At 67.7% G+C, this 26,144-nt stretch carries 25 protein-coding genes; 13 read left to right on the top strand and 12 right to left on the bottom strand.

Annotation, left to right across the window (positions count from 1 at the left end; translation table 11 throughout):
• Genes parE through CRO50_RS09520 form a run of 3 tightly spaced genes read left to right on the top strand, consistent with a single transcriptional unit; the run spans window position 1 to window position 3,117 of the window.
• Window positions 1–1,959, top strand: a complete 1,959-nt coding sequence (gene parE, locus CRO50_RS09530; RefSeq protein ID WP_097145669.1) for a DNA topoisomerase IV subunit B — start codon at window positions 1–3, stop codon at window positions 1,957–1,959.
• Window positions 1,952–2,737: a hypothetical protein gene (locus CRO50_RS09525; protein ID WP_097145668.1), complete on the top strand. Its 786-nt coding sequence runs from the start codon at window positions 1,952–1,954 to the stop codon at window positions 2,735–2,737. Before parE ends, CRO50_RS09525 begins: the two co-directional genes overlap by 8 nt.
• A gap of 47 nt (window positions 2,738–2,784) precedes the next feature.
• Window positions 2,785–3,117 (top strand): RcnB family protein, encoded by a 333-nt coding sequence (locus CRO50_RS09520; RefSeq protein ID WP_097145667.1) that lies wholly within the window; start codon window positions 2,785–2,787, stop codon window positions 3,115–3,117.
• A gap of 100 nt (window positions 3,118–3,217) precedes the next feature.
• Here the strand turns inward: CRO50_RS09520 and CRO50_RS09515 are convergent, their stop codons facing one another.
• From CRO50_RS09515 to CRO50_RS09500, 4 genes are all read right to left on the bottom strand, one after another.
• Complete coding sequence (locus tag CRO50_RS09515; protein WP_097145666.1) at window positions 3,218–3,901, bottom strand: ABC transporter ATP-binding protein; 684 nt, start codon at window positions 3,899–3,901, stop codon at window positions 3,218–3,220.
• Window positions 3,894–5,180, bottom strand: a complete 1,287-nt coding sequence (locus tag CRO50_RS09510) for a lipoprotein-releasing ABC transporter permease subunit (protein WP_097145665.1) — start codon at window positions 5,178–5,180, stop codon at window positions 3,894–3,896. The genes CRO50_RS09515 and CRO50_RS09510 overlap by 8 nt, the downstream gene beginning before the upstream one ends.
• Window positions 5,181–5,490: 310 nt before the next feature.
• Entirely contained in the window at window positions 5,491–6,279 is a 789-nt protein-coding gene (locus tag CRO50_RS09505) for an SseB family protein (RefSeq protein ID WP_097145664.1), read from the bottom strand.
• The gene (locus tag CRO50_RS09500; RefSeq protein ID WP_232617670.1) at window positions 6,279–6,884 is read right to left on the bottom strand and encodes a uracil-DNA glycosylase family protein; all 606 of its coding nucleotides are present in this window, start codon (window positions 6,882–6,884) and stop codon (window positions 6,279–6,281) included. Before CRO50_RS09500 ends, CRO50_RS09505 begins: the two co-directional genes overlap by 1 nt.
• 94 nt (window positions 6,885–6,978) lie before the next feature.
• Here CRO50_RS09500 and CRO50_RS09495 point away from each other — a divergent pair, with 94 nt between their 5' ends.
• The 5 genes from CRO50_RS09495 (at window position 6,979) to CRO50_RS09475 (ending at window position 12,744) form a co-directional block, all read left to right on the top strand.
• A complete protein-coding gene (locus CRO50_RS09495) occupies window positions 6,979–7,335 on the top strand; it encodes an ArsR/SmtB family transcription factor (protein WP_097145900.1) in 357 nt (118 codons plus the stop codon).
• Window positions 7,328–8,359: a permease gene (locus tag CRO50_RS09490; protein WP_097145662.1), complete on the top strand. Its 1,032-nt coding sequence runs from the start codon at window positions 7,328–7,330 to the stop codon at window positions 8,357–8,359. The genes CRO50_RS09495 and CRO50_RS09490 overlap by 8 nt, the downstream gene beginning before the upstream one ends.
• A gap of 274 nt (window positions 8,360–8,633) precedes the next feature.
• The gene (locus CRO50_RS09485; protein WP_097145661.1) at window positions 8,634–9,899 is read left to right on the top strand and encodes a Na+/H+ antiporter NhaA; all 1,266 of its coding nucleotides are present in this window, start codon (window positions 8,634–8,636) and stop codon (window positions 9,897–9,899) included.
• Between the two features lie 210 nt (window positions 9,900–10,109).
• Window positions 10,110–10,769 carry an ABC transporter ATP-binding protein gene (locus CRO50_RS09480; protein WP_097145660.1) on the top strand — a complete coding sequence of 220 codons (660 nt, stop codon included), beginning with the start codon at window positions 10,110–10,112 and terminating at the stop codon, window positions 10,767–10,769.
• On the top strand, window positions 10,747–12,744 hold the full coding sequence (locus tag CRO50_RS09475) for a KpsE/RkpR family capsule polysaccharide export protein (protein ID WP_232617657.1): 1,998 nt from the start codon (window positions 10,747–10,749) through the stop codon (window positions 12,742–12,744). Before CRO50_RS09480 ends, CRO50_RS09475 begins: the two co-directional genes overlap by 23 nt.
• Window positions 12,745–12,894: 150 nt before the next feature.
• On the opposite strand, the gene CRO50_RS09470 is transcribed toward CRO50_RS09475, so the two are convergent.
• From CRO50_RS09470 to CRO50_RS09450, 5 genes are all read right to left on the bottom strand, one after another.
• Complete coding sequence (locus CRO50_RS09470) at window positions 12,895–14,919, bottom strand: M3 family metallopeptidase (protein WP_097145659.1); 2,025 nt, start codon at window positions 14,917–14,919, stop codon at window positions 12,895–12,897.
• Window positions 14,916–15,965 carry a HesA/MoeB/ThiF family protein gene (locus CRO50_RS09465; RefSeq protein WP_097145658.1) on the bottom strand — a complete coding sequence of 350 codons (1,050 nt, stop codon included), beginning with the start codon at window positions 15,963–15,965 and terminating at the stop codon, window positions 14,916–14,918. Before CRO50_RS09465 ends, CRO50_RS09470 begins: the two co-directional genes overlap by 4 nt.
• Before the next feature lie 2 nt (window positions 15,966–15,967).
• Window positions 15,968–16,429 carry a dUTP diphosphatase gene (gene dut / locus CRO50_RS09460; RefSeq protein WP_097145657.1) on the bottom strand — a complete coding sequence of 154 codons (462 nt, stop codon included), beginning with the start codon at window positions 16,427–16,429 and terminating at the stop codon, window positions 15,968–15,970.
• Between the two features lie 34 nt (window positions 16,430–16,463).
• Window positions 16,464–17,663, bottom strand: a complete 1,200-nt coding sequence (gene coaBC, locus CRO50_RS09455; RefSeq protein WP_097145898.1) for a bifunctional phosphopantothenoylcysteine decarboxylase/phosphopantothenate--cysteine ligase CoaBC — start codon at window positions 17,661–17,663, stop codon at window positions 16,464–16,466.
• A gap of 182 nt (window positions 17,664–17,845) precedes the next feature.
• Window positions 17,846–18,724 carry an RNA polymerase factor sigma-32 gene (locus tag CRO50_RS09450; RefSeq protein ID WP_097145656.1) on the bottom strand — a complete coding sequence of 293 codons (879 nt, stop codon included), beginning with the start codon at window positions 18,722–18,724 and terminating at the stop codon, window positions 17,846–17,848.
• Between the two features lie 145 nt (window positions 18,725–18,869).
• On the opposite strand from CRO50_RS09450, the gene CRO50_RS09445 reads away from it, so the two are divergent.
• The 4 genes from CRO50_RS09445 to CRO50_RS09430 all read left to right on the top strand — a co-directional run bounded on the left by CRO50_RS09445 (window position 18,870) and on the right by CRO50_RS09430 (window position 22,504).
• Window positions 18,870–19,397, top strand: a complete 528-nt coding sequence (locus CRO50_RS09445) for a bifunctional adenosylcobinamide kinase/adenosylcobinamide-phosphate guanylyltransferase (protein ID WP_097145655.1) — start codon at window positions 18,870–18,872, stop codon at window positions 19,395–19,397.
• Window positions 19,394–19,969 carry a histidine phosphatase family protein gene (locus CRO50_RS09440; RefSeq protein WP_097145654.1) on the top strand — a complete coding sequence of 192 codons (576 nt, stop codon included), beginning with the start codon at window positions 19,394–19,396 and terminating at the stop codon, window positions 19,967–19,969. Before CRO50_RS09445 ends, CRO50_RS09440 begins: the two co-directional genes overlap by 4 nt.
• Window positions 19,970–20,045: 76 nt before the next feature.
• Complete coding sequence (locus tag CRO50_RS09435; protein WP_097145653.1) at window positions 20,046–20,930, top strand: glutathione S-transferase; 885 nt, start codon at window positions 20,046–20,048, stop codon at window positions 20,928–20,930.
• A gap of 65 nt (window positions 20,931–20,995) precedes the next feature.
• Window positions 20,996–22,504 (top strand): YifB family Mg chelatase-like AAA ATPase, encoded by a 1,509-nt coding sequence (locus CRO50_RS09430; protein WP_097145652.1) that lies wholly within the window; start codon window positions 20,996–20,998, stop codon window positions 22,502–22,504.
• On the opposite strand, the gene gshB is transcribed toward CRO50_RS09430, so the two are convergent.
• The 3 genes from gshB to rsmI all read right to left on the bottom strand — a co-directional run bounded on the left by gshB (window position 22,501) and on the right by rsmI (window position 24,775).
• Window positions 22,501–23,436, bottom strand: a complete 936-nt coding sequence (gene gshB, locus CRO50_RS09425) for a glutathione synthase (RefSeq protein WP_097145651.1) — start codon at window positions 23,434–23,436, stop codon at window positions 22,501–22,503. The two genes, CRO50_RS09430 and gshB, sit on opposite strands and share 4 nt — an antisense overlap.
• A gap of 68 nt (window positions 23,437–23,504) precedes the next feature.
• Window positions 23,505–23,906, bottom strand: a complete 402-nt coding sequence (locus CRO50_RS09420; RefSeq protein ID WP_097145650.1) for a YraN family protein — start codon at window positions 23,904–23,906, stop codon at window positions 23,505–23,507.
• 11 nt (window positions 23,907–23,917) lie between these two features.
• Entirely contained in the window at window positions 23,918–24,775 is an 858-nt protein-coding gene (gene rsmI / locus CRO50_RS09415; protein ID WP_097145649.1) for a 16S rRNA (cytidine(1402)-2'-O)-methyltransferase, read from the bottom strand.
• A gap of 104 nt (window positions 24,776–24,879) precedes the next feature.
• On the opposite strand from rsmI, the gene CRO50_RS09410 reads away from it, so the two are divergent.
• Complete coding sequence (locus tag CRO50_RS09410; RefSeq protein ID WP_097145648.1) at window positions 24,880–26,130, top strand: penicillin-binding protein activator; 1,251 nt, start codon at window positions 24,880–24,882, stop codon at window positions 26,128–26,130.
• Window positions 26,131–26,144: the final 14 nt, after the last annotated feature.

Genomic DNA, 26,144 nt, shown 5'->3' with positions numbered 1-26,144 from the left:
ATGTCTGACGATCTACTCAAGGGCGCCGAGCCGCAAACCTACGACGCCTCCTCCATCGAGGTGCTCGAAGGGTTGGAGCCGGTCCGCAAGCGCCCCGGCATGTATATCGGCGGCACCGATGAACGCGCCCTGCACCACATGGTGGCAGAAATCCTCGACAACTCGATGGACGAGGCCGTCGCCGGTCACGCCAACCGCATCGAGGTCGAGCTGCACGAGGATTACTCGCTGACCGTGCGCGACAACGGCCGCGGCATGCCCTTCGACCCGCACCCCAAGTTCCCCGGCAAATCGGCGCTCGAGGTGATCCTCTGCACGCTGCACGCGGGCGGCAAGTTCTCGGGCAAGGCCTACGAGACCTCGGGCGGCCTGCACGGGGTGGGCGCCTCGGTCGTGAACGCTCTGTCGGATTCGATGGTCGTCCAGGTGGCCCGTGACCGCAAGCTGGTCGAACAGCGCTTCTCGCGCGGCATCCCCCTGGGTCCGGTCGAAGAGATCGGTGCCGCCCCCAACCGGCGCGGCACCACCACCACCTTCCACGCCGACGAACAGATCTTCGGCAGCCACCGCTTCAAGCCCGCGCGGCTCTTCAAGTCGATCCGCTCCAAGGCCTACCTGTTCTCGGGTGTCGAGATCCGCTGGAAGACCGCCATCGACGACGGCGTGACCCCCACCGAGGCCACCTTCCACTTCCCCGGCGGCCTGTCGGACTACCTGAAGGAGACGCTGGAAGGCTCGTCCACCTATGCCGACAACCCCTTCGGCGGCCGCGTCGACTTCATGGAGCGTTTCGGAGAGCCGGGCCGCGTCGAATGGGCGATCAACTGGACGCCCACCCGCGACGGCTTCATCCAGTCCTACTGTAACACCGTCCCCACCCCCGAGGGCGGGACCCACGAGGCCGGCTTCTGGGCCGCGATCCTCAAGGGCATCCGCGCCTATGGCGAGCTGGTGAACAACAAGAAGGCCGCCCAGATCACCCGCGAGGACCTGGTGACGGGGGGCTGTGCGCTGGTCTCCTGCTTCATCCGTGAGCCCGAGTTTGTCGGCCAGACCAAGGACCGCCTGGCCACCACCGCCGCGCAGAAGCTGGTCGAGAACGCCGTGCGCGACCACTTCGACAACTGGCTGGCCAGCGACAGCAAGTCCGCCGGCGCGATCCTCGATTTCCTGATCCTGCGCGCCGAAGAGCGCCTGAAGCGCCGGCAGGAGAAAGAGACCCAGCGGAAGTCGGCCACCAAGCGGCTGCGCCTGCCCGGCAAGCTGGCCGATTGCTCGAGCAACACCCGCGAGGGCACCGAGCTCTTCCTGGTCGAGGGCGACTCGGCCGGCGGCTCTGCCAAGATGGCCCGCAACCGCAAGACCCAGGCCCTGCTGCCCCTGCGCGGCAAGATCCTGAACGTGCTGGGCGCGGCCAGCAACAAGATCGGCGCCAACCAGGAGATCGCGGACATGTGCCAGGCGCTTGGCGTCGGCCTCGGCACCAAGTTCAACATCGACGATCTGCGCTACGACAAGATCATCATCATGACCGATGCGGACGTCGACGGCGCCCATATCGCGTCGCTGCTGATGACCTTCTTCTTCACCCAGATGCGGCCGATGATCGACCAGGGCCACCTCTACCTGGCCTGCCCGCCGCTGTTCCGTCTGACGCAGGGCGCGACCCACGTCTACGCCCAGACCGAGGAAGAGCGCGACATCTGGCTGGAAAAGGGCCTGGGCGGACGCGGCAAGATCGACGTCTCGCGCTTCAAGGGCCTTGGCGAGATGGACGCCAAGGACCTGAAGTCGACCACCATGGACCCGGCGACCCGCAAGCTGATCCGGGTGACCATCGACGAGGATGAACCCGGCGAGACCGGCGACCTGGTCGAGCGCCTGATGGGCAAGAAGCCCGAGCTGCGCTTCCAGTACATCCAGGAGAACGCAAGGTTCGTGGAAGAGCTGGATGTGTGAGGGGGAGCGGCGGCCCAAGCGACTAGCGCGTATCGGGTTGCTCTGCACTGCTATCTACATCGTTCTTCTGTTCGGCGGCCTGCCGCTATTGGCATCTTTGGGCATCGTGGAGCTTCTTCCGGGCTCCCCCCTCAAGCTGAATGAAGTTGGGGACTTTCTGGCTGGAGCCTTCGGACCACTGGCGCTCTTCTGGGTGGTGCTGGGCTTCTTCCAGCAGGGGGAAGAGCTGCAGAACAGCGTGGATGCTCTGAACCTTCAGGCGAAGGAGATGCGTGCGTCGGTGGAGCAGCAGAAGGCTATGCTGGAGGTGACGCGGTCAGGTATCGAGCATGAGAAACTGAAGCTCGAGGAAGAACGTGTCCGGATCGAAGAGGCGGCCAAACCGATTTTCAGCATCAGTTTCAGGATGCCCGAGCAGCCCGACCCAAAGGGGACATTTCGTTCTCCAGCTTTTCGCCTCAAAGCTTTCGTGACCCTACACCAATTTCATCTCCACAATGCAGGCGGCGCTGCATCATCCCTTAGCGTGGTGCTAAGAACCGAGACGCAGGAGGTTGCTCAATTCGAAATTGGAGCAATCGCAACCGGCGCCACATCAATAGAAGACTTCCGAGGGGACACGTATGAAGGCAGAAATCTTTTCGCTACAATCACCTACACATTCGGGAATGGCATAAGGGAACGGCAAGAGTTCCACGCCTCATCAGGCTTTGGGAACAACATTGTATTCAAGATGTCCAAGATCGGCGAAACCCAGCGTATCCCCCACCGCCCCTGAAACCACCCCTTCCCTCCCGGCGTTGCCTCCCTAAACAGGAGCCAGCCATGAAACATATCCTCTTCGCCACGCTCACCGCCGTCACCGCCCTCTCGGGGGCCGCGTATGCAAACCCCGGCAACGGGCACAACAACGGCAAGGGCTGGGGCGTCGGCCAGGTGCCCCCCGGCCACCAGAAGAAGATGCGCCAGTTCTACGCCCCCGGAGACCGCCTGCCCGACGGCTACGTCATCATCCGTGACTACGACCGCTTCGGCCTGCGCGCCCCCGAAGAGGGCTACCGCTATGTCCGCTACGACGACGAGGTCTACCAAGTGATGCGAGACACCGCGACGGTGGCCCGCGCCATCGGCATTGTCTCGGACCTGCTCGCCAACTGACCCCGACACCTGGGAAAAGGGCGCGCCCGAAGCCGGACGCGCCCTTGTTCATCACCAGGCTGAAAATACTCTCGCCGAAGGCAAGCCGCGCGACGCGCGGCTATCCGGCCACCAGCCGCCCGTCCTCCATCCGCAACACCCGGTCCATGCGTCCGGCAAGCTCGAGGTTATGGGTGGCGATCAGCGCTCCCATGCCCGTCTCGCGCACCAGCGACATCAGCGCCTCGAAGACCCGCTCCGAGGTGGCGGGATCAAGATTGCCGGTCGGCTCATCCGCCAGCAGCAGCGAGGGGCCGTTGGCCAGCGCCCGGCAGAAGGCCACGCGTTGCTGCTCACCCCCCGAAAGCTCCGCGGGCCGGTGATCGGCGCGGGGCGAAAGATCCACGTGCTCCAGCAGCTCCGCGGCCCGCGCCATGGCGGCCCCGCGCGAGGCGCCTGCGGCCAGCTGCGGCAGGGCGATGTTCTCGGCCGCCGAGAACTCGGGCAGCAGGTGGTGGAACTGGTAGACGAAGCCCAGCTCGTCGCGGCGGATCGCGGTACGGCGGCGGTCCGACAGGCCCGAGACCTCGGTGCCGTTCACCCGCACGGAGCCGCTGTCCGGCGCATCCAGCAGCCCCGCGATATGCAGCAGCGTCGACTTGCCCGAGCCCGAGGGGGCGACCATTGCCACGACCTCTCCCTGCGCGATCTCCAGGGAGGCCTCGCGCAGCACGGTAATCTCGTTGGGCAGACCTGGATTGTAGGTCTTCACCAGGCGATCAAGGCAGAGGACGGGATCACTCATAGCGCAGGGCCTCCACCGGGTTCAGCCGCGCCGCGCGGCGGGCGGGAAAGATCGTCACGCCAAAGGACAGCACCAGCGACAGCGCGACCGAAGAGATCACGTCGCCCAGCTGCAACTTGGCGGGCAGGTTGTAGATGCCGCGCACCGAAGGGTCCCAGACGCCACCGCCCGAGACATAGTTCACCAGGCTGAAGATCGGGTCGATGTAGAGCGCGAAGAGCACCCCCAGCACCAGTCCCACGGCGGTGCCGATGATGCCGGTGAAGGCGCCGCAGATGAAGAAGACCCGCATCACCGCGCCCTCGGTCAGCCCCATGGTGCGCAGGATGCCGATGTCGCGGCCCTTGTTCTTGACCAGCATCACGAGGCCGGAGGTGATGTTGAGCGAGGCGATCAGCACGAGGATCGCCATGATGATGAACATCACGTTGTCCTCGACGGTGAGCGCCCTCAGGAAGGCCCCAGAGGCATCCCGCCAGGTCCAGATCAGCGCCCGGTCCCCGGCGGCAACCAGGATCGGCAGGGCGTATTTGTCAACGTCATCGGGATCCTCGACCATGATCTCGATCTCGTCGGCCACGCCCTCGCGGTTGAAGAAGCTCTGCGCCTCGGCGAAGGGCATGTAGAGCCGGGTTCGGTCGATGTCGTAGCGCCCGGCCGTGAAGACATAGGTGACCTCGTAGACCTTGACGCGGGGCGAGGTCCCGAAGGCGGTCTTCACCCCGTCAGGCGAGATCAGCTTGATCTTGTCGCCCGCCATGACACCCAGCTCGCGTGCCACGCCCGAGCCGATGGCCACGCCCTCCGGGAAACGGGCGATATCGCCCTGGGCCTCGAGCGGCTCGGCGATGCGCGGAATGGCGGCCAGGTCGTCCGCCGCGATACCGAAGACCTCGACACCGGCGTTGCTGCCATTTGCATTGGCCATCAGCTGCGACTTGATCAGCGGGGCGGCGCGGGTCACGCCCTCGACCGCGGCGATCCGCGCCGCGCGCTCTTCGTAATCGGAAATGGCGCGCGACAGGGTGCCATTGGCCTGCGCCTCGGCCGAGTTGAACACCGTCACATGGGCATTGGCGCCCAGGATCGTGTCGACGAACTCGGCCCGGAAGCCCGCCCGCACCGAAAGCGTGGCAATCAGCGCGAAGACCGCCAGCGAGATCCCGACAAGCGAGATCCAGGTCATCACCGAGACCCCGCCCTCGGCCCGCCGCGCGCGCATGTAGCGCCAGGCGATCATCCATTCATAGCGGGCAAACGGCGGGGCGGATCTGCTCAAGTCATCGTTCCTTTGCATGCACCCCTTGCGGGGTCTGGCGGAAGGTGGAGCGGCAGCCCCCTGTCGTCAAGGCTGCCTGCCCCGATTTGGCGCTTTCGCGCCATGCCTCCGGCGGGAGTATTTCCAGCCTGGTGATGCAGCGGGTTCGTCCCCTGACAGGCGGCCTACTTTCCCACTTTGCGCGTGGTACGCCCTTCACGGCGAAGGAGGCCGCCTTTCCGTCGCTGTCCCCCTGCTCATCACCAGGCTGAAAATACTCCGGGGGGAATTGAGCCCGCCAGGGCTCAAGGGGGGCAGAGCCCCCGCCCGCTCACCGCAGGATCGGCGGTTTCTCGGGGTCGCTGCCCGGTGCCGCGCGGGTCAGCTCCTGCGGCTCGGGCGGCTTGGGCAGATCGAAACGCAGGCCCACGCGGGCCAGGGCACCGGCATGGACATCGGAGGCGCGGAAGAACCCCACGTCCATCTGGCCCGCCTCGATGCCCGAGAAGGTCAGCGCCTCGGAGGCGGCGCGGGCCAGGGCCGGCTCCGCGCCGGGGATCGCGTCAATGAAGGCCAGCATGTGCGAGCGCCGTCCGGAGTCATCCTCGGTGCCGGCGAGGAAGGCGCAATCGGCCAGCCCGCGCGCGGTTGCGAGCTTCTGGTCCAGGGCGGTGATCAGCGCCTCGGGCAGGCCGGCGGGCGGGTGGAAGGCCTCGATCTGCGCTTCGACCTCGGAAGGCTCATGGGCGATGGTCTCGGCCAGCCAGGCGACCGCCTCGGGCGGGATCAGGATGGCCGAGGGGGTTTCGAGGTTCACCGCAAGACCGACGCCCTGCCCTGCCAGCTGCTCGACGATGGCACGGCCCGACATGGCCGCATAGGGCGAGGGGCGCGCGGTGAAGGCCGAGAGGCGCTCTTCGCGGTCGAAGACCAGCACGAAGCTCACATCCTCGACGGGAAAGAGCTCGGGCGCGGCGGCATCGCCCTCGGCCTCTCCGGCCAGCAGCAGGAAGAGCTCGCTGTCGGCGAGGCGTTCGTAGAAGCGCAGGCGCGCGTTGTCATCGGCGGGGGCGGCTTCCATCACCGCATGGGCGCGGTCGAGGGGGGTCTCTTCGCTCATCATTCCTTCCCTCGGGAGAGGGCCTTTCGTACCTGTTGGCGCAGGACCGGCAGCAGCTCGGTCTCGAACCATGGGTTGCGCTTCAGCCATGCCGTATTGCGCCAGGAGGGATGAGGCAAGGGGATGACGCCCGGCGGAGCCTCACGCCAGCGCGAGACGGTCTCGGTCAGGGAGGCGCGGGAGCCCATGTGGAAGCGCTGCGAATAGGCGCCGATCATCAGCCGCAGGCGAAGACCCGGTAGGCCCTTCAGCACCTGCGCGTGCCAGGTCTCGGCGCAGAGCTTCGGTGGCGGCAGGTCCGAGCCCCTGGCATCGTAGCCCGGAAAGCAGAAGGCGGCGGGCAGGAAGGCGAGGTTCGCCAGGTCGTAGAACTCCTCTCGCGTGACCCCCATCCAGTCGCGCAGCCGGTCCCCGGAGCGGTCATCGAAGGGGCGCTGCTTCTCATGCGCCTGCAGCCCCGGTGCCTGTCCGGCGATCAGGATGCGGGCGCGCGGGTCCAGCCAGACCACCGGCGCGGGCCCATGCCGGGTGCGGGTGGCGGCAAAGCGCGCGGCGCAGAGGCGGCAGGCGCGGATATCGGAGAGAAGCTCTTGCACCCGCCCAATCTGGGGGCTCTGCCGCCCGGAGGCAACGCGCATTATTTCGATAAATGTCGAAATGACTCGACAGATGGCGGCGAGTCGGTTTATTTCGATGATCATGAAACAATCAGCCACGATACCCGACACGCAAGGCCTCAGCCTCGAGGTTGCCGCTTCGACCTTCGCCGCGCTTGGCAGCGAACAGCGCCTGATGGTGCTGCGCTGTCTGGTGCGGGCGGGGCGCAAGGGGCTGAGGATCGGCGAGCTGGGCGAACGCTCCGGCGTCACCGGCTCGACCCTGACCCACCACCTGAAGATCCTGGCCCAGGCCGGGCTGGTGACGCAGGAGCGCCAGGGGCGCTCGATCCTCTGCGCCGCCGTGGCCTACGAGGACCTGGAGGGTCTGGCGGCCTTCCTTCTGGAAAACTGCTGCGCCGATGCGCAGGACACATGCGGAGAGACCTGCAATGACTGAGATGATCCTGAGCCGCACCCGCCTGCTGGCGGCGCGCCTCGACGGCGCCTGGGTGGCCTTCGTGCTGACCCTGCTGGCCATCGCCCTTGTCGACACCTCCTACCTGCCCGAGGCGCTGCAGCTGACAGCGGGGGCCTTCCTGGGCACCCTGCCCTTCCTGCTCTTTGCCGTGCTGGCGGTGGCCTACATGAAGGCCACCGGCGCCGAGACCCTGCTGGGCCGGGCCTTCGAGGGACGCGAGACGCGGATGATCGTCATGGCGGCCCTGCTGGGCGGGCTCTCGCCCTTCTGCTCCTGCCAGGTGATCCCCTTCATCGCCGCCCTGCTGGCGGTCGGCGCGCCGCTCTCGGCGGTGATGGCCTTCTGGCTCAGCTCTCCGCTGATGGACCCGGCGATGTTCTCGATCACCACGGGCACGCTGGGCCTCGACTTCGCCATCGGCAAGACCGTGGCGGCGGTGGCGCTTGGCCTCTTCGGCGGCGCGGTGGTCATGGCCTTCAAGGGCTCTGCCGTCTTCGCCGATCCGCTGCGCGCGCGGCCCCGCGCCTCTGGCTGCGGCTGCGGCCCGGCGAAGCCCTTCCAGGGCAAACCCGTCTGGCGCTTCTGGAACGAGGCGGCCCGGCGCGAGACCTTCCGCGACACCGCGCTGGAGAACGTCCTCTTCCTGGGCAAGTGGCTGCTGCTGGCCTACCTGCTGGAGGCCGTGATGCTGCGCTACCTGCCGGCCGAATGGATCGCCAGCCTGCTGGGCGGCGAGGGCCTGCAACCCATCGTCCTGGGGGCCATCGTCGGCGCGCCGGCCTATCTGAACGGCTACGCCGCCGTGCCGCTGGTCGACGGACTTCTGTCCCAGGGCATGGCGCCCGGCGCCGCGATGTCCTTCGTCATCGCCGGTGGCGTCAGCTCGATCCCGGCGGCGGTGGCGGTCTGGGCCCTGGTCAAGCCCCGCGTCTTCGCCACCTACCTGGGCTTTGCCATCAGCGGCGCGATCCTGGCCGGTGCCGCCTGGAGCCTCGTCGGCTGAGTTTCTGCCCGTGCGGCCAAGAGCCCCCTTGAAACCTGCAAAGGCAGGGTCCAGCAATAGGCGGGCCCTGCCTTTGCCCCTTCGCCCGCTGCCGAAACCATCGGCGGGTACCGGCGATCTTCGGCAGGTCCCTTGATGAGCATTGGCCCATGGCCGCCTCAAAAGGCGGCGTCAGCAAGGACATTGTGCGGTGGAGGATACCCCCCAGCAGTTGCCCGGACCGGACAAACCCGTTAACCGGACCAAAAGCTTCAGGGACTTGGTGAGGGCCTTCATGTATCGCGTCTGGAATTTCATCACGAATTATTCGCTGCTGCTCATACTCGGCGCGCTTACTGCGCTGATCTGGGCCAATATCGACGCGGACGGCTATCACCACTTCATCCACATGGTGATCTGGGACCACGCGCCCATCGGCGAGGCCCACCTGGCCGCGGACGGAACCGTCGCCTACCGCGAACTTTCGCTGCACTACCTGATCAACGACATGCTGATGGCCTTCTTCTTCGCCATCGCGGCCAAGGAAGTCTGGGAAGCTGTGATCCTGCAGGAGGGCTCCCTGCGCGGCAAGAAGGCGGCGACGCCGCTCTTCGCCACCGCCGGCGGCATGCTGGGCCCGATCGCGGTCTACCTCGGCCTGGCGCTGGTGCTGGGCTCGGACACCTTCGACGCGGTCAAGAACGGCTGGGCGATCCCCACGGCGACCGACATCGCCTTCTCTTACCTGGTGGGCCGCCTGGTCTTCGGCGCGGGCCACCCAGCGGTGCGCTTCCTGCTGCTGCTGGCCATTGCCGATGACGCGGCGGGGCTGATCATCCTGGCGATCTTCTACCCCTCGGGCGAATTGGGTCCGGAGTGGCTGCTGCTGTCGCTCTGCGCCGCCGTCGGGGTCTTCCTGCTCTGCAACTACCTGCCGCGCCGCCTCGACCGGCACAACCAGCTGCGCCCGAACTCGACCTGGATGCGCCGCAAGCTGACCTTCTGGCCCTACCTGATCGCCGCCTGCATCAGCTGGTACGGCTTCATGCGCGCCGGCATCCACCCCGCGCTCGGCCTGCTGCCCATCGTGCCGACGATCCCCCACGCCGACCGCGCCTTCGGGTTCTTCAGCGAGGCCGAAGTCTATCTGAGCGACCTGCTGAACTACATCGAACACGCGCTGAAGCACCCGGTCGAGATCATCCTGTTCTTCTTCGGCCTGATGAACGCGGGCGTCGAGTTCTCCTCGATCTCCGAGCCCACCTGGCTGGTGCTGGCGGGCCTGCTGATCGGCAAGCCCATCGGGATCGTCATCTTCGGCTCGATCGGGGCCCATGTGCTGCGACTGGGTCTGCCCGAGGGGATGCGCACCATCGACCTGCTGGTGGTGGGCTGCGTCGCGGCCATCGGCTTCACCGTGTCGCTCTTCATCGCCTCGGTCGCCTTCGACGCCGGCCCGGTGCAGGATGCCGCCAAGATGGGTGCGCTGTTCAGCTTCGCCGCGGCCGTGATCTCGGTCCTTGCCGGGATCGTCTGCCGGGTCAAAAAGGTAAACGTCTAGTCAGACTTCGGCCGAAATTCGCCCCCGGTCGGGGGCTTCACGACCTCGTAATCCGGCGGCACCCCCGCCGGATTACCCTTTCCGGGTCACATTTTCGCCCGCTTCACTTGGCATGCCATTCGCAAATCCGACATACTGCAGGCAGAGGTCCGTTAACCAAAGCCAAGTAAACAAGCTCGGAATCCTCGGGTAGATCCAGCCGGAGAGCGCATGCTCGAATTCGACAATGTCAGCAAGTCCTTCTGGACCGGCAGCCACTACAAGGTGATCCTGGAAAAGGTCTCCTTCCGGGTGGAGCTTGGCCGGTCGCTGGGAATCCTGGCCCCGAACGGCACCGGCAAGACGACCCTGATCAACATGATGGCCGGTCTCGAGAAACCCGACGAGGGCGAGATCCGGCGCAGTTGCAACGTCTCCTTCCCGCTGGGGTTCATGGGCGGCGTGATCAAGAAACACACCGCCATGGAGAACTCGCGCTACATCGCGCGGCTCTACGGGCTGGACCCCGACTATGTCGAGGCCTTCTGCCGCTGGCTCTGCGGGCTGGGCGAATACTTCGATCAGCCGCTCGGCACCTATTCCTCGGGGATGCGGGCGCGCTTCAGTTTCGCGCTGCTGCTGGCGCTGGACTTCGACATCTACCTCATCGACGAGGGCATGCCGAACTCGACCGATGTCGAGTTCAACCGCAAGGCCGGAGAGATCCTGCGCGAGCGGCTCGAGACGACGACGGTGATCATCGTCTCGCACCAGCCCAAGACGCTGGAAAAATTCGCCCGCGAAGCCGCCGTGCTGCGCGATGGCAAGCTGCATATGTTCGACACCTTGGAAGAAGCGAAACAGCTCTATGACTACGAAACCCAAGGCTAGAAAATTCCGCATCCGGCGCAGCCCCGGTTCCGCTGAGGCGATGTCCGGTGACGCGCATCTGAGCGACGCCCCCGAGGCGGCGGAGGCCCCGCTGCAACTGGGTGATCCGGTGCAGCCCGTGCGCCCGCGCCGCCCCGCGCAGCAGCAGGACATGCCGCGCACCGCCCCGCCCCGCGATGCCCAGCCCCGGCAGGCGGCACCGGAGCGTCCGCAAAGCCTGGCCGAGCGCCGGGCCCAGACCTCGCAGCGCCTGAGCGCGGTGGAAGGCACCAGCCCGACCCGCCGTCCGTCCCAGCCTGAAACGCAACGCCCCGCTCCTCAACGGCCCGCCCCGCAACAGCCGCCCGAGCCCGAAGCAGCCCCCCGTCCCCGCAGGCCCCAGGCCCAAGAGGCGCAGCCCCGGCCCGATCCTCAGCCGCAAGCGCACCCTGCGCCGCAGGCCGGGCAGCCGCAACCCGGCCCGAAACCCGCGCCGCAGCCGCATCCGATGGCCGGCCAGGACCAGGCAGAGCCCGCGCCCCGCGTCGGCGACCTGGATGCGATCCGCAAGGAGGGTCTGACCGGCCGCCAGCTGCGCATGGCGCGACGGGTGGCACAGAAGCACGGGCTGGCACCGACCTCGGATTTCGACGCGGTGCGCCTGCTGCGCGAACGCGGCGTGGACCCCTTCCAGCGGGCCAACATGCTCGAGGTGCTGCCCGAGAACGCCCAGAAGCACGGTACGGCCCCCGAGGCCGGCAAGGTGCAGCTGCCGCAGACCGTGCCCGCCGGGCAGAACGCGCATCTGCCCTCGCCCCATGTCGGCCCCCAGGGCATCGCCCCCTCCGAGCGCCGCCAGCGCGAGATCATGGAGATCCAGCGCGATATCTCGCGCCGCCGCCGCCGCCGCTCGCTGCAACTGCTGGTGCGGCTGGCCTTCTTCGTCATGCTGCCGACGATGCTGGCGGGCTATTACTACTACCGCGTGGCCACGCCGATGTATGCCGCGACCTCAGAGTTCCTGATCCTGCAGGCCGATGCCACCAGCGGCTCGCCCCTCGGCGGGCTCCTCTCGGGCACCCAGTTCGCCACCAACCAGGACAGCATCGCGGTGCAAAGCTACCTGCAATCGAAGGACGCCATGGTGCGCCTCGATGCGGACACAGGCTTTGCCGCGCATTTCTCGCAGGAAAGCATCGACCCGATCCAGCGCCTGCCTGCGGATGCCTCGACCGAGGCCACCTACAAGCTCTACAAGAAATACGTGAAGATCGGCTATGACCCCACCGAGGGCGTCATCAAGATGGAGGTCGCCGCCGCCGACCCGCAGATCGCCGCCGTCTTCTCGACCCAGCTCATCGCCTATGCGGAAGAACGCGTCGACGAACTCTCTCGCCGCAAGCGCGACGACGCGATGAAATCAGCCCGCGAGAGCCTCGAGAAAGCCAAGGAAGAGCGCCGCGCCGCGCAGGAGCGGCTGGTGAAGCTGCAAGAGGGCACCGTGGTCGACCCCGAGGCCGTCATCGGCACCCTGCGGACCCAGATCTCGACCTACGAGATCCAGCTGCAGGAGAAAGAGCTGCAACTGGCCGCGCTGCTGGACAACGCCCGCCCGAACCAGGCCCGCGTGGATGGTGTGCGGTCGGATATCACCCGCCTGAACGAGCTGCTCGCGCGGCTCAACGCCCGCATGACCGAAGCCCGCGGCGACGGTCTTTCGCTGGCCGCGGACACGGCGCAGGTGCAGATGGCCCAGGCCGACCTGGCCACCGCCGATCTCTTCCTGCAATCGGCCCTGCAGAACGAGAAACAGACCGAGCTCGAAGCCAACCGCCAGGTCCGCTACCTGACCACCTCGGTACGGCCCGTGGCCCCGCAGGACCCGAGCTATCCGCGCGCCTTCGAGAACACGATTCTCGTCTTCATGGTGCTTGCCGGGGCCTACCTGATGATCTCGCTCACCGGCGCCATCCTGCGCGAACAGGTCTCCAGCTAGAGCCTGTCGCGGCCCTCGGCGAGAGGCCCACGCCGGTCCGACAGAGCCCGGCCATGTGCATCACCAGGCTGGAAATACTCCGGGGGTGTGGGGGCAGAGCCCCCACCTCCCCCTACGTCTCAGCACGACAACTGCAAGGATGCCTCGGGCTCACTCAGCCGCCAGCCCGCGCCCCTTGAGCAGGGCTTCCGGTCCGGGCATCCGACCACGGAAGCGGGTGTAAAGCTCATCCGCCTCGACCGAGCCGCCCTTGGACAGGATGTTCTCTTCCAGCGATTTCGCCATCTCGGGATCAAAGGCCCCGCCGGCTTCATCGAAGGCCTCGAAGGCGTCGGCATCCATGACCTCGGACCACATGTAGCTGTAGTAGCCAGAGGAATAGCCATCGCCCGAGAAGACATGGGCAAACTGCGGCGTCGCGTGGCGCATCACGATGGCCTGCGGCATGCCGAGCGCGTCCAGCACCTCCTGCTGCTTCTGCATCGGATCGGCAGGCGCCGGACCGTCGTGGAACTCAAGATCCACCAGCGCCGAGGCGATGTATTCGACCGTGGCAAAGCCCATGTCGAAGGTCGCGGCCCCCAGCACCTTCTCCAGCATCTCCTGCGGCATGGCCTCGCCGGTCTCGACGTGGGTGGCAAAGCTCTGCAGCACCTCCGGCACTTCCAGCCAGTGCTCGTAAAGCTGGCTCGGCAGCTCGACGAAATCACGGCTGACCGAGGTGCCCGAGACGCGCTCGTAGGTCACGTCCGAGAGCATCTGGTGCAGCGCATGGCCGAACTCGTGGAAGAGCGTGCGCGCATCGTCGTAGGACAGCAGCGCCGCCTCGCCCTTGCCGGGCTTGGTGAAGTTGCAGACGTTGACCACGATCGGCGCCTGTTCGCGCGGCAGTTTCGCCTGGGCCCGGATCGCCGAACACCATGCGCCCGAGCGCTTGGAGGCGCGGGCGAAGTAATCCCCGATGAAGAGCGCCACGTGTTCCCCGTTGCGGGTCACCTCGAAGTGGCGGCAGTCCGGGTGGTAGCCGGGCAGAGAGACCTCTGCGAACTCCAGCCCGAACAGGCGCTTGGCACAGTCGAAAGCCGCTTCGATCATCCGGTCGAGCTGCAGGTAGGGCTTCAGCGCCGTCTCGTCGATGTCATGCAGCACCTTGCGGCGCTTCTCGGCGTAGTAGCGCCAGTCCCAGGGCTGGAAGGGCAGCGCCTCGCCATCGGCTTCCAGCATCGCCTCCATCTCGGCCTGGTCCGAGAGCGCGGCGGCGCGCGCCGGTTCCCAGACCTGCGTCAGCAGATCGCGGACGCGGGCCGGAGTGCCGGCCATCTCGGTCTCAAGCTTGAACGTGGCGAAGTTTTCGTAGCCCAGCAGCGCCGCGCGTTCCTCGCGCAGCTTGAGGATCTCGGCCACGATGGCGCGGTTGTCGGTCTCGCCGCCCCCCGCACCGCGCGCGGTCCAGGCCTCGAAGGCCTTCTGGCGCAGGGCGCGGTCGGGCGAGAACTGCAAGAAGGGCACGATCAGCGAACGCGAGAGCGTCACCACCGGGCCCGGCAGATCGCGCTCTTCCCCGGCGGCGCGGGCACCGCTGGCCAGGAAGGCGGGCAGCGGCGCCAGGTCGGCCTCGGACAGCTGCATGGTCCAGCTGCGCTCGTCCGCCAGCAGGTTCTGGGTGAAGGCGGTGCCCAGCTCGGCCAGCCGTCCCATGATCTCTTTCATCCGCTTCGCCTTGTCGCCGGTCAGCGCGGCACCGGCGCGCACGAAGCTGCGATGCACGAGGTACAGAAGCCGCGCCTGATCGGCATCGAGGCCCAGCTCGTCGCGGCTCTCCCAGAGCATGGCGATACGGGCGAAGAGGTCCCGGTTGGCGTGAATGTCCGAGAAATGCGCCGCCAGCTTGGGCGAGAACTGCCGTTGCAGCGCCTCGCGGGCGGGGGTGCTGTCGGCACCGGCCAGCGCGAAGAAGGGTGCCAGCACCTTTTCCAGCCCCTCGCCCGAGGCCTCGAGCGCCAGGATCGTGTTCTCGAAACTCGGCGCATCGGCATTGTCGGCGATATCGGCAATCTCGACCTCGTGGGCGGCCAGCGCCGCGTCCAGCGCCGGGGCGAAATCCTCGTCCGAGATCTTGTCGAAGGGCGGCAGGCCAAAGGGCGTGTCCCAGGTCGTCAGCAGCGGGTTGGTCATGGTGTCACCTCGTCAGTTGCGCCGCAGACGGGGCAGCCGGGCCGCCGCTTCAGCGCGATTTTCCTCGTTTCGCCCCAGAGGGCGTCGTAAATCATCATCTCTCCGCGCAGGGCCGCGCCCGCGCCGGTGATCAGCTTCACCGCCTCGCCCGCCATCATCGCGCCGACGACGCCGGGCAGAGGCGCGACCACCCCCGCCTCGGCACAAGAGGGCGCAAGGCCCTCGGCCGGGGCCTCGGGGAAGATGCAGGCATAGCACGGCGCCCCTGACGCCGGGTGAAAGACCGACAGCTGGCCCTCCCATTGCGACAGCGCGCCCGAGACCAGAGGCTTGCCCGCCGCCACGGCGGTGCGGTTCGACAGGTAGCGGGTGTCGAAATTGTCCGAGCCATCGAGGATCAGGTCGTAGTCCGCCAGCAGCTCTGCCGCGATGGCATCGTCGAAACGGCGCTTGTAGGGGCGGATTTCCACGTGGGGGTTCAGCGCCTTGAGGCGGCGGGTGGCGGAAAAGACCTTCGCGTCCCCGACATCGGCATCCCCATGCACCACCTGTCGCTGCAGGTTGGACAGCGAGACCTCGTCGTCATCGACGATGCCGATACGCCCCACCCCGGCGGCGGCCAGGTAGAGCAGCGCGGGCGCGCCCAGGCCCCCGGCACCGATGACCAGAACGCTGGCTTCTTTCAGCTTCTTCTGCCCCGGCCCGCCCAACTCGCGCAGCACGATGTGGCGCGCGTAGCGCGCAAGCTCGGCATCGGAAAAGAGCGGCTGCGGGCCGTCGGGGGCGGGCTCTTCGCGGACGCGGGTCTTCAGCAGCGCCAGCCCGCGCATGTAGCCCAGCACCAGCAGTACGACACCGCCCAGGATCAGCCAGGCCGACAGCGGGCCCCAGGCCTGCGCCAGCACATGGCCCGGCGGCAGCAGCGCCAGCGCGCCGGTGATCAGCGCCCAGAGCGCCGCCAGCACCGCCCCGCGCCTGCCGCGAGAGACATCCAGCCAGCCGCCCGCCAGCCAGATCAGCACGCCGAGAAGAAGCAGCCAGCCCAAGGTCAGCCCCGCCCGGTCGAGCCGAAGCCCCCGGCCCCGCGCGCCGTCTCGTCCAACGTCTCGACCAGGTCGAAATCGGCCTGGATCACCGGGGCCACCAGCATCTGGGCGATGCGGTCGCCATGGGCGATCACGAAGGTCTCGGTGCCTGCGTTCAGCACGATGACCCCAAGCGGGCCGCGATAGTCGCTGTCGATGGTGCCGGGGCTGTTCGGCAGGGTGATGCCATGCTTCAGCGCCAGGCCCGAGCGCGGACGCAGCTGCACCTCGAAGCCCGCCGGAATCGCCAGCCGCAGGCCCGTGGGCACCAGCGTGCGATCACCGGGCTCAAGCGCGATCTCGCCCCGGTCGGGCAGGTTGGCGCGCAGATCAGCCCCCGCCGCGCCGGCGGTCTCGTAGCGCGGCAGCCCCAGCGATTGGTCCGCCCCTTCGTCCCACATGATCCGGATGGAGAGTCTCTGCATGTTCAACCTGTTCATAAGCTCAGTACCAGACGGTTCAGCCCGCCAGCGCGCCCGAGATCTTCGTAGCCAGCCTGCGCGCCACCTCGTCCTTGCCCATGCGCGGCCATTCCTCGGCGCCTGCGTCCGAGATCAGCACAACGGCGTTCTCGGTCCCGCCCATGATGCCGGTGGCGGGGCTGACGTCATTGGCGACGATCCAGTCACAGCCCTTGCGGGCGCGCTTGGCGGTGGCATGGGCCAGCACGTCATCGGTCTCGGCGGCGAAGCCCACAACCAGGCCGGGCCGCCCCTCTTTCATCTGCGAGACCCCGGCAAGGATGTCGGGGTTCTCGGCGAACTCCATCACCGGCAGCACGCCGCCGGGCTGCTTCTTGATCTTCGAGCCGCTTTCGGAAGAGACGCGCCAATCGGCCACGGCGGCGGCGAAGACGGCAGCATCGGCCGGCAGCGCCGCCTCGACGGCCTCCAGCATCTGCCGCGCGGTCTGCACCTGCACCACCTCGACGCCCTCGGGTGGGGGCACATCGGCCGGCCCGGTGACAAAGACCACCTCGGCACCAAGCGCGGCCAGGGCGCGGGCAATCGCGGTCCCCTGGGCGCCGGAAGAGCGGTTGGCGATGTAGCGCACCGGGTCGATGGGCTCATGGGTGGGGCCCGAGGTCACGACGATGCGACGCCCCGACAGCGGCCCCGAGGAGAGCTCGGCCCGCACCGCCTCGACGATGGCCGCAGGTTCGGACATGCGGCCCGGCCCGTATTCGCCACAGGCCATGTCGCCCTCGTCCGGGCCGACCACCCGCACGCCATCGCCCTTCAGCGTGGCCAGGTTGCGCTGCGTCGCGGGGTGATCCCACATCCGCACGTTCATCGCCGGCGCGATCAGCACCGGCGTATCGGTGGCCAGCAACAGGGTCGAGGCCAGGTCATCGGCCAGCCCCTGCGCCATCTTCGCCATCAGGTTGGCGGTGGCCGGGGCCACGACGATCAGGTCAGCCGAGCGCGAAAGCTCGATATGGCCCATCTCGGCCTCGTCGGTCAGATCGAAGAGCTCCTGGTAGACCTTTTCGCCCGCCAGCGCCGAGAGGGTCAGCGGCGTGACGAATTCGCCCGCGGCAGAAGTCATCACCGGAGTCACGGCGGCGCCTTCGGCGCGCAGAAGCCGGATCAGAGCCGGGGTCTTGAAGGCGGCGATCCCGCCCGAGATGATCAGAAGAATGCGCTTGCCTGACAGCATCAAAGCCCCGCCCCTTGCCGCATCGCGGCTACAAACCCTGGCCGCAGCGCGGCCCTTGCGGGCAGGGTAGAACGCGGGCGCGGCGGGCACAAGCTGCGCCGCCACGACCGCATCCGCACATGTGAAAACGGGGCAAGGCCCGCTGGCCTGCCCCGCTTCTCATGCAGGTATCGCGTTTGGCTTCAGTGCAGCAGCGCGCGGGCTTCGGCGGTCTCGCCGTCCAGCTTGCGGCGCATCTTGCTGAAAGCCGCGGCCTCGAGCTGGCGCACGCGCTCTTTCGACAGGCCCAGCTCGCGGCCCAGGCTTTCAAGCGTCCGCGGCGTGTCGCGCAGCTTGCGCTCGGCGACGATCAGACGCTCGCGGTCGTTGAGCTCGGCCATGGCGCCGGCCAGCCAGCGGCGCAGCGCGGAACGGTCATGGCTGTCGGCCACGATCTCTTCGGTGCCGGCGCCATTGTCCACCAGAGTTTCAATCCACTCGCGCCCCTCTTCATCGCTGCTCTGCGTGGCGTTGAGCGAGAAATCGGAACCCGAGAGCCGGCCCTCCATCATCTCGACATCGCGCAGCGGCACGCCGACCTCGGTGGCGATGAGCTGGCGCAGCTGATGGCCGTCCAGCTCGACACCCTGGGCCATGGCCTCGCGCTCAAGCCGTGCCTGAACGCGGCGCATGTTGAAGAAGAGCGACTTCTGGGACGAGGTCGAGCCGGTGCGCACCATGGACCAGTTGCGCATCACGTATTCCTGGATCGACGCCTTGATCCACCACACCGCATAGGTCGAGAAGCGCACCCCGCGGTCGGGGTCGAACTTGTCGGCAGCCTTCATCAGGCCGAGGCCCGCTTCCTGGATCAGCTCGTTCACCGGTGCGCCGTAGCGGCGGTATTTCGAGGCCATGGAGATCGCCAGGCGCATGTAGGCCGTCACCAGCCGGTGCAACGCCGCCGTGTCGCGTTCGTCGCGCCATGCATAGGCCAGCTTCAGCTCGGTTTCGGCATCGAGAAGCTCGGCCTTCATCGCGGTCCGCGAGAGCGTGCTGGTGGTCTGTTCGGTCTGCGCCATTGTGATCCCCTGCTGCCTGTTGCATGGCGGCCCCGTCACCCTGAAAGCTAAGGAGCTCGCTCCTCGGTCCGGCCATGCTTTGACTTGTCGCTATTGGGGGATATACGCGCGGTAGGGCGAATTGGTTCCATTTGCAGGGGGAAAAATGTCCCGAGAGAAGATCCTGGTGCTGGGCGGAGCGGCCTCGGGAAAGTCGGAATTCGCCGAAGAACTGGTCTGCGGATTCGGGGCCGAGCGGCTATATATCGCCAGCGGCCAGGCGCATGACGCTGAAATGGAAGCGAAAATTCAGATCCACCGGGACAGGCGCGGTGCAGGCTGGCAGGTCGTCGAGGCACCGCTTGAAATTGGCGCAGCGCTTGGCGGATCTCTGCCGGTGCTCTTTGACTGCGCAACCATGTGGCTCAGCAACCATCTCTTCGCAGGCAGCGACATGGCGCGGGCCGAGGCGCGGCTGCTGGCCGATATCGCCTCTCATCCCGCGCCGCTGGTGACGGTCAGCAACGAGGTCGGCCAGGGCATCGTGCCCGGCGATGCGCTGTCGCGGCAGTTCCGCGAGGCTCAGGGACGGCTGAACATCGCGCTGGCCCGGCAGGCCGATTGCGTGGTGCAGGTGGTGGCCGGTCTGCCCAATGTGCTGAAGGGTGCCCACCTTCTGGAGGGCAGGACGTGAGCCGCCTCTTCCTGGTCCGCCACGGGCCCACCCATGCCAAGGCGCTCATCGGCTGGACCGACCTGCCCGCCGATCTCTCGGACCGGGCCCGGATCGCCCGGCTGTCGGACTGGCTTCCCGCCAAGGCGCGGCTGGTCTCGTCCGACCTTACCCGTACCCGCACCACCGCCGATGCGCTGGCCACCCCCGACCGGGTGCGCCTGCCCGACGAGCCGGAGCTGAGAGAGCTGCATTTCGGCGATTGGGAGGGGCTGAGCGCCAATGAGGTCGAGGCCCGCGACCCCGAACTTTCCCGCGATTTCTGGACCGACCCCGGCGCCACCCGCCCGCCCGGCGGGGAAAGCTGGCACCAGATGGAGGCCCGCTGCTCTGCCGCGCTGGATCGGCTCATGGCGGCGGGCGGTGACCTGATCGTGGTCTGTCACTTCGCCGTCATCCTGGGCCAGATCGCCCGCCATCGCGGCTGCCCCCCGCGTGAGGTCCTGTCCCAGAAGATCGAGCCGCTCTCTGTGACCCTTGTCCAGCAGGCGCCCTCGGGGATCTCGGTCACGCCGATCAATCACAATCCGTGATGCAAATACGCTCAAATAATCATTTTTCGTGATATAAAGCTCAGGCTATCCTGCCGTCACAACAGCGGAGATCCACATGCCCCACGAGCTATTCATTGCCGCCCGAACCTATTCCAGCTGGTCGCTGCGCGGCTGGCTGATGTTCGAGACTTTCGGCCTGCCGGTCAAGAGCCAGATGGTCGACCTCTACGGCGGCAACCTGCAGGCCCAGCTGGAAGGCCACGGGCTGGCCCCCGCTCGCCTGGTGCCGGTGCTGCGCACCCCCGAAGGCCATGTGCTGGGCGAGACCCTCGCCATGGCCGAACATCTGGCCGAGTACTTCCCCGAGGCCGGCCTCTGGCCCGCCGACCCCGGTGCCCGGATCGCCGCGCGCTGGCTGGTCTCTGAGATGCACGCCGGCTTCACCGCCCTGCGCGGCGCCTGCCCGATGCAGCTGCTCTGTCAGTACCAGGGGTTCGAGCCCTCCGAGGCGGTGCTGGCCGACCTCGCCCGGCTCGACCAGCTCTTTGCCTACGCCGAGACGCAACGCAGTGCCGAGGGGCCCTGGATCATGGGCACCTGGTCGCTTGCCGACTGCTTCTACGCCCCGGTCGCGGCCCGGATCGCGGGCTACGGCCTGCCTGTCTCTCCCCGCCTCGCTGCCTATGCGCAGGCCATGCTCGCCCACCCCGCCTTCCGCCGCTGGCGCGCCCTGGCCCTGACCGAGACCTTCGCCCATGATCCCTACGCCATGGACCTGCCCCGCGGCAGCTGGCCCGGGCCCACGCCCCTGCCTGCCCGCGCGGTCAGCGAAGGCGCTTCGATCAACCAGACCTGCCCCTATTCCGGCAAGCCCGTCACCGATTTGGCCGAGATCGACGGCCGGATCATCGGCTATTGCAACCCGACCTGCCGCGACAAGTCGGTCAATGATGCCGGGGCCTGGCCCGCGACGATGGCGCTGCTCTCGGCTGCGCATTGACCGACGGGCATTAACCAAGCGCTAAGGCCTCGCCTCTTAACCATGTGTGAACCACGGGGGATCACATGGTCAAAAGGACCTATACCGTAGCCTTCCACGGCGCCGAAGCCGCCCCGGTCGAGGTGCAATGCGCGCTCTCGCCCGGTGTGCCGGGGTTTTCCATCGTCGGGCTGCCCGACAAGGCGGTCTCGGAAGCGCGCGAGCGGGTGCGCTCGGCGCTGACCGCCATGCGCATCGCCCTGCCGACCCAGCGGATCACGATCAACCTCTCGCCCGCCGACATGCCCAAGGCGGGCAGCCACTATGACCTGCCGATCGCGCTGGCGATCCTGACGGCGCTGAACGTGCTGCCCGCCGAGGTGGCCGAGGATTACTGCTCGCTTGGCGAGCTTTCGCTGGACGGCTCGATCATTCCCGTGCCCGGCGTCCTGCCTGCCGCCATGGCCGCCGCCGCAGAGGACCGGGGGCTGCTTTGCGCCGCCAGTTCCGCCGGCGAGGCGGCCTGGAGCGCGGCGACCCGTGTCACCGGCGCCCCTTCGCTGAGCGCGCTGGTGCGCCACCTGACCGGAGAGGCCCCGCTGCCCGAGGCCGAGGCGGGCGCCGTCACCCGCCAGCGCGAAACCCCGGATATGCGCGACGTGCGCGGGCAGGAGAAAGCCAAGCGCGCGCTTGAGATCGCTGCCGCAGGGCGCCACCACCTGCTGATGATCGGCCCGCCTGGCGCCGGAAAATCCATGCTGGCCAAGCGCTTGCCCGGCCTGCTGCCGGACCTCGACCCGCGCGAAGCGCTGGAGACCTCCATCGTGCATTCCCTTGCTGGGCTGCTCAACGGGACGATCAGCGCGGCCCCGCCCTTCATCGAGCCGCACCACACGGCATCCACTGCGGCGATCATCGGCGGCGGGCGCGGGGCCCAGCCGGGCGAGATCTCCCTGGCCCACAACGGGGTGCTGTTTCTCGACGAGATGCCCGAGTTCGCGCCTGCGGTGCTCGACACCCTGCGCCAGCCTATGGAGACCGGAGAGGTCACCGTCTCGCGCGCGGCGGCCCATGTGCGCTACCCCTGCCGGGTGCTTCTGGTGGGGGCGGCCAATCCCTGCCGCTGCGGCTTCCTGGCCAATCCCGACCGCGCCTGCTCCCAGGCGCCTAAATGTTCAGAGAAATACATGGGCAAGGTCTCGGGGCCGCTGATGGACCGCTTCGACCTGCGCTTCGAGGTGCCGGAGATGCCGCTTTATGAGCTGGACCTGCCCCCCTCGGGCGACAGTTCCGAGGTGGTCCGCGCGCGGGTCACAAAGGCCCGCGCCAGGCAGGCCGCGCGCCATGCGGAGATGGGGGAAAAGCTGCTTAACGCCGATCTGACCGGTCCGGCGCTGGACCGTTTCGCCGCCCCGGATGACGAGGGGCGCGAGCTGTTGCTGCGCGCGGCAGAGCGATTCGGCCTCTCGGCACGGGGCTATCACCGGGTGCTGCGGGTGGCCCGCACCATTGCAGACCTCGAGGGCAGCGACGCCATTCGCCGCCCCCATATCGCCGAAGCCCTGGCCTATCGCGTACCCGGCCTCGCCGGTTAGGCGCGCTTGGCCTCGATTGCCTGCCAGATCTTCTCGGCGATATTGACGCCGTCGAAGCGCTCCAGCTCCTGGATGCCGGTCGGCGAAGTCACGTTGATCTCGGTCAGCCAGTCCCCGATCACGTCGATACCGACGAAGACCTGGCCCTTTTCCTTCAGCACGGGACCGATGGCGGCGCAGATCTCGAGGTCACGCTCGGAAAGGCCGATCTTCTCGGGACGGCCGCCCACATGCATGTTGGAGCGGGTCTCGCCGGCGGCGGGCACACGGTTGATCGCGCCGACGGGCTCGCCATCCACCAGGATCACCCGCTTGTCGCCCTTGGTCACGGCGGGCAGGTACTTCTGCACGATCAGCGGCTCGCGCGAGAAACCGGTGAAGAGCTCATGCAGGGACGAGAGGTTGCGGTCATCGGGCGTCAGCCGGAAGACCCCGGCCCCGCCGTTGCCATAGAGCGGCTTCAGGATGATATCGCCGTGCTTTTCCTTGAAGGCCCGGATGGTGGCCAGGTCGCGGGCCACGGTGGTGGGCGGGGTCAGCTGCGGGAAGTTCAGCACCAGGAGCTTCTCGGGCGAATTGCGCACCCAGAAGGGATCGTTCACCACCAGCGTCTTGGGATGAATGCGCTCCAGCAGATGGGTCGTGGTGATGTAGAACATGTCGAAGGGCGGGTCCTGGCGCAGCCAGACGACGTCGAAATCGGCCAGGTCCACCTCTTCCTCGGGGCCCAGCACCGCCGGATTGCCCACCACACGCTGGATCTGCATCCGATGGCCCCGCGCCATGATCCGGCCTTCCTGGAAGGAGAGATTCTCGGGCGGGTAGTAGAACAGCTCATGGCCCCGCGCCTGTGCCTCTTCGGCAAGACGGAACGAGCTGTCGGCATTGATGTCGACAGAACCGATGGGGTCCATCTGGAACGCGATTTTCATCTGGGCAGGCCTCCGGCTGATATCACCGCTAGGTGATGACCCATCCCGGCGCGCTCTGCAATGGCTGCTCAGGCGGCCATGCTCACGTTTTCGAGGATCTGCACCATGCCCTGCCCGTCGACCAGCCCCACGTCGATGCGCATTTCAGGCAGGAAACCGGCCGGATCCAGCGCGTGGCTGCCCGCATAGGCTTCGGCGGCGCGCATGATGCGGTGCAATTGCGACCAGCCGATGCGCTGAGCGGCGCCATCAAAGGTCCGGCCCGTCTTCACCTCGACGAAGACCAGCATCCTACCCTCGCGGAAGATCAGGTCGATCTCGGCCCCCGCGCCGCGCCAGCGCTGGCAGAGCAGTTCCGCCCCAAGATCTTCATAGTGCCGGATAACGGCGTCTTCGCCACAAAGGCCGGTCAGGTAGGCGCGCTGGCCACGGTCCACCCGCGGATTGCGGAATTCCAGGATATCGGCCATCGGCGCCCCTTTCAGCCTTTGTTCAGCTTCAGCGCCATCTGGTAGACCTTGCGTCTGGGCAGATCGAAACGGGCCGCGACTTCATCCGCCGCATCCCGCACCGACAGCCGTTCCAGTGCAGCGCTCAGGGAGGTTTCTAGATCAGATTCGCTAACATTCTCGGAATCCCCGCGATCCACCAGCAGCACGATCTCGCCCCGCGGCGGATCGGTCTCGCAGCCCGCGGCCAGTTCCGACAGCGTGCCGCGCCGCACTTCCTCGAAGCGCTTGGTCAGTTCGCGGCAGAGCGCGCCCTGGCGTTCGGGCCCCAGCACCTCGGCGGCGTCGCCCAGCATGGTGGCGATGCGGTTGGGAGATTCGTAGAAGACCAGCGTGGCGCGGGTGTCGCGCAGGTCCATCAGGGCGCTTTTCCGCGCCCCTGCGGCCGAGGGCAGGAAGCCGGCGAAGAGGAAGCGATCCGTCGGCAGCCCGGCGATCGACAGCGCGGTGATTACTGCCGAGGGGCCGGGGGCCGAGGTGATCTCGAGCCCCTCGTCGCGCATCTGCCTTGCCAGGTCGTAGCCCGGATCTGCGATCAGCGGCGTCCCCGCCTCGGAGGCATAGGCCACCGATTTGCCCGCTGCCACCGCCTCCATTAGCCGGGCGCGGATCTTCTGACCCGAGTGATCGTGGTAGGCCAGCAGCGGCCGGTCGCCGAGAGCGATCCCGTGGATATCCATCAGCCGCCGGAGCGAACGCGTGTCCTCTGCCGCCAGCATATCGGCCGAGGCCAGGATATCGAGCGCCCGCAGGGTGATGTCCCGCGCCGAGCCGATGGGAACGGCCACGAGGTAGAGACCCGCCGCCAGTTTTGCGGTTTCGGCATTCATCGCTGGACCCTCTGAACGATAGCTTTATTATTTCGGCATAAGACTTTCACGCCGCGGACGGCCCCCAGGGGCCGGTCGGGGCCGACGGACCCGAGGAGATCCCCATGTTCGCTCTTTTGAGCGCCGCCCGCAAGGCACTGACCAGCCGGGACCAGGCCCCCAATTCCAAAGCTCACCCACGCCCCCTGCGCCGCAGCCGCCGCGCCCTGGTGCTGACCCTGCCCGCGCTGGCGCTGGCCAGCGCCTGCCAGCCGGTCTCGCTTGGCGGCACCGGCCCCAGCATCAACACCTCGAAGCCCGTGCCGGTGGCCCTTCTGGTGCCCAAGGGCTCGGGCAAGTCCGGCGATGCGATCCTCGCCGCCAGCCTGGAAAACGCCGCCCGTCTCGCCGCCTCCGAGCTGAACGGCGTGCAGATCGACCTGCGGGTCTATGACACCCAGGGTAGCGCGGAAGTGACCGCCGGGGTGACCTCCCAGGCGATCAGCGACGGCGCCAAGGTGATCCTCGGCCCGGTCTATGCCGCCAATGCCAATGCCGCAGGCCGCGTCGCCGCCTCGCGCGGGGTCAACGTGCTGGCCTTCTCGAACAACCCCGAGATCGCGGGCGGCAACGTCTTCATCCTGGGCCCGACCTTCCAGAACACCGCCGACCGGCTGACCCGCTATGCGGTCACCCAGGGCAAGAACAACATCGTGCTGGTGCATGGCCAGACCCCCGAGGGCCAGGCCGGGGCCAGCGCGGTGCAAACCGCCGCCCTGCGCAACGGCGCCTCGATCGTCGGCACCGTCCCCTACGAGTTCTCGCAACAGGGCGTTCTGAACGCCCTGCCGGCCGTGCGCGACGCCGCCGGTGGCGGGGCCGAGGCCGGGGGCGCCGATGCGATCTTCCTCACCGCCAATACCGCCGGGGCCCTGCCGCTCTTCACCCAGATGCTGCCCGAGAACGGGCTGGGCGCGGACAAGATCCAGTACATCGGCCTGACCCGCTGGGATATCCCGCCGCAGACGCTGGCCCTGCCCGGTGTCCAGGGCGGCTGGTTCGCCCTGCCCGATCCCGGCCTGACCGCCCAGTTCAACGCCCGCTACACCGCAGCCTATGGCGCAGCCCCCCACCCCATCGGCGGGCTGGCCTTCGACGGCATTGCCGCCATCGGCGCGCTGGTCCGGCAGGGCCGCAGCGATGCGCTCTCCACCTCGGGCTTGACCCAGGGCTCGGGCTTCCAGGGCGTCGGCGGCGTCTTCCGCCTGCTGCCCGATGGCACCAATGAGCGCGGCCTTGCGGTGGCGACGATCCAGGACCAGCAGGTCGTGGTCATCGCCCCGGCACCGCGCAGCTTCTCCGGGGCCGGTTTCTGACCGACCCCGCCCCC

Origin of the sequence: Pseudooceanicola antarcticus (assembly GCF_900215355.1) — a bacterium.
Classification (GTDB): Bacteria; Pseudomonadota; Alphaproteobacteria; order Rhodobacterales; family Rhodobacteraceae; genus Pseudooceanicola; species Pseudooceanicola antarcticus.
This window is presented reverse-complemented; position numbering and strand designations above follow the sequence as displayed.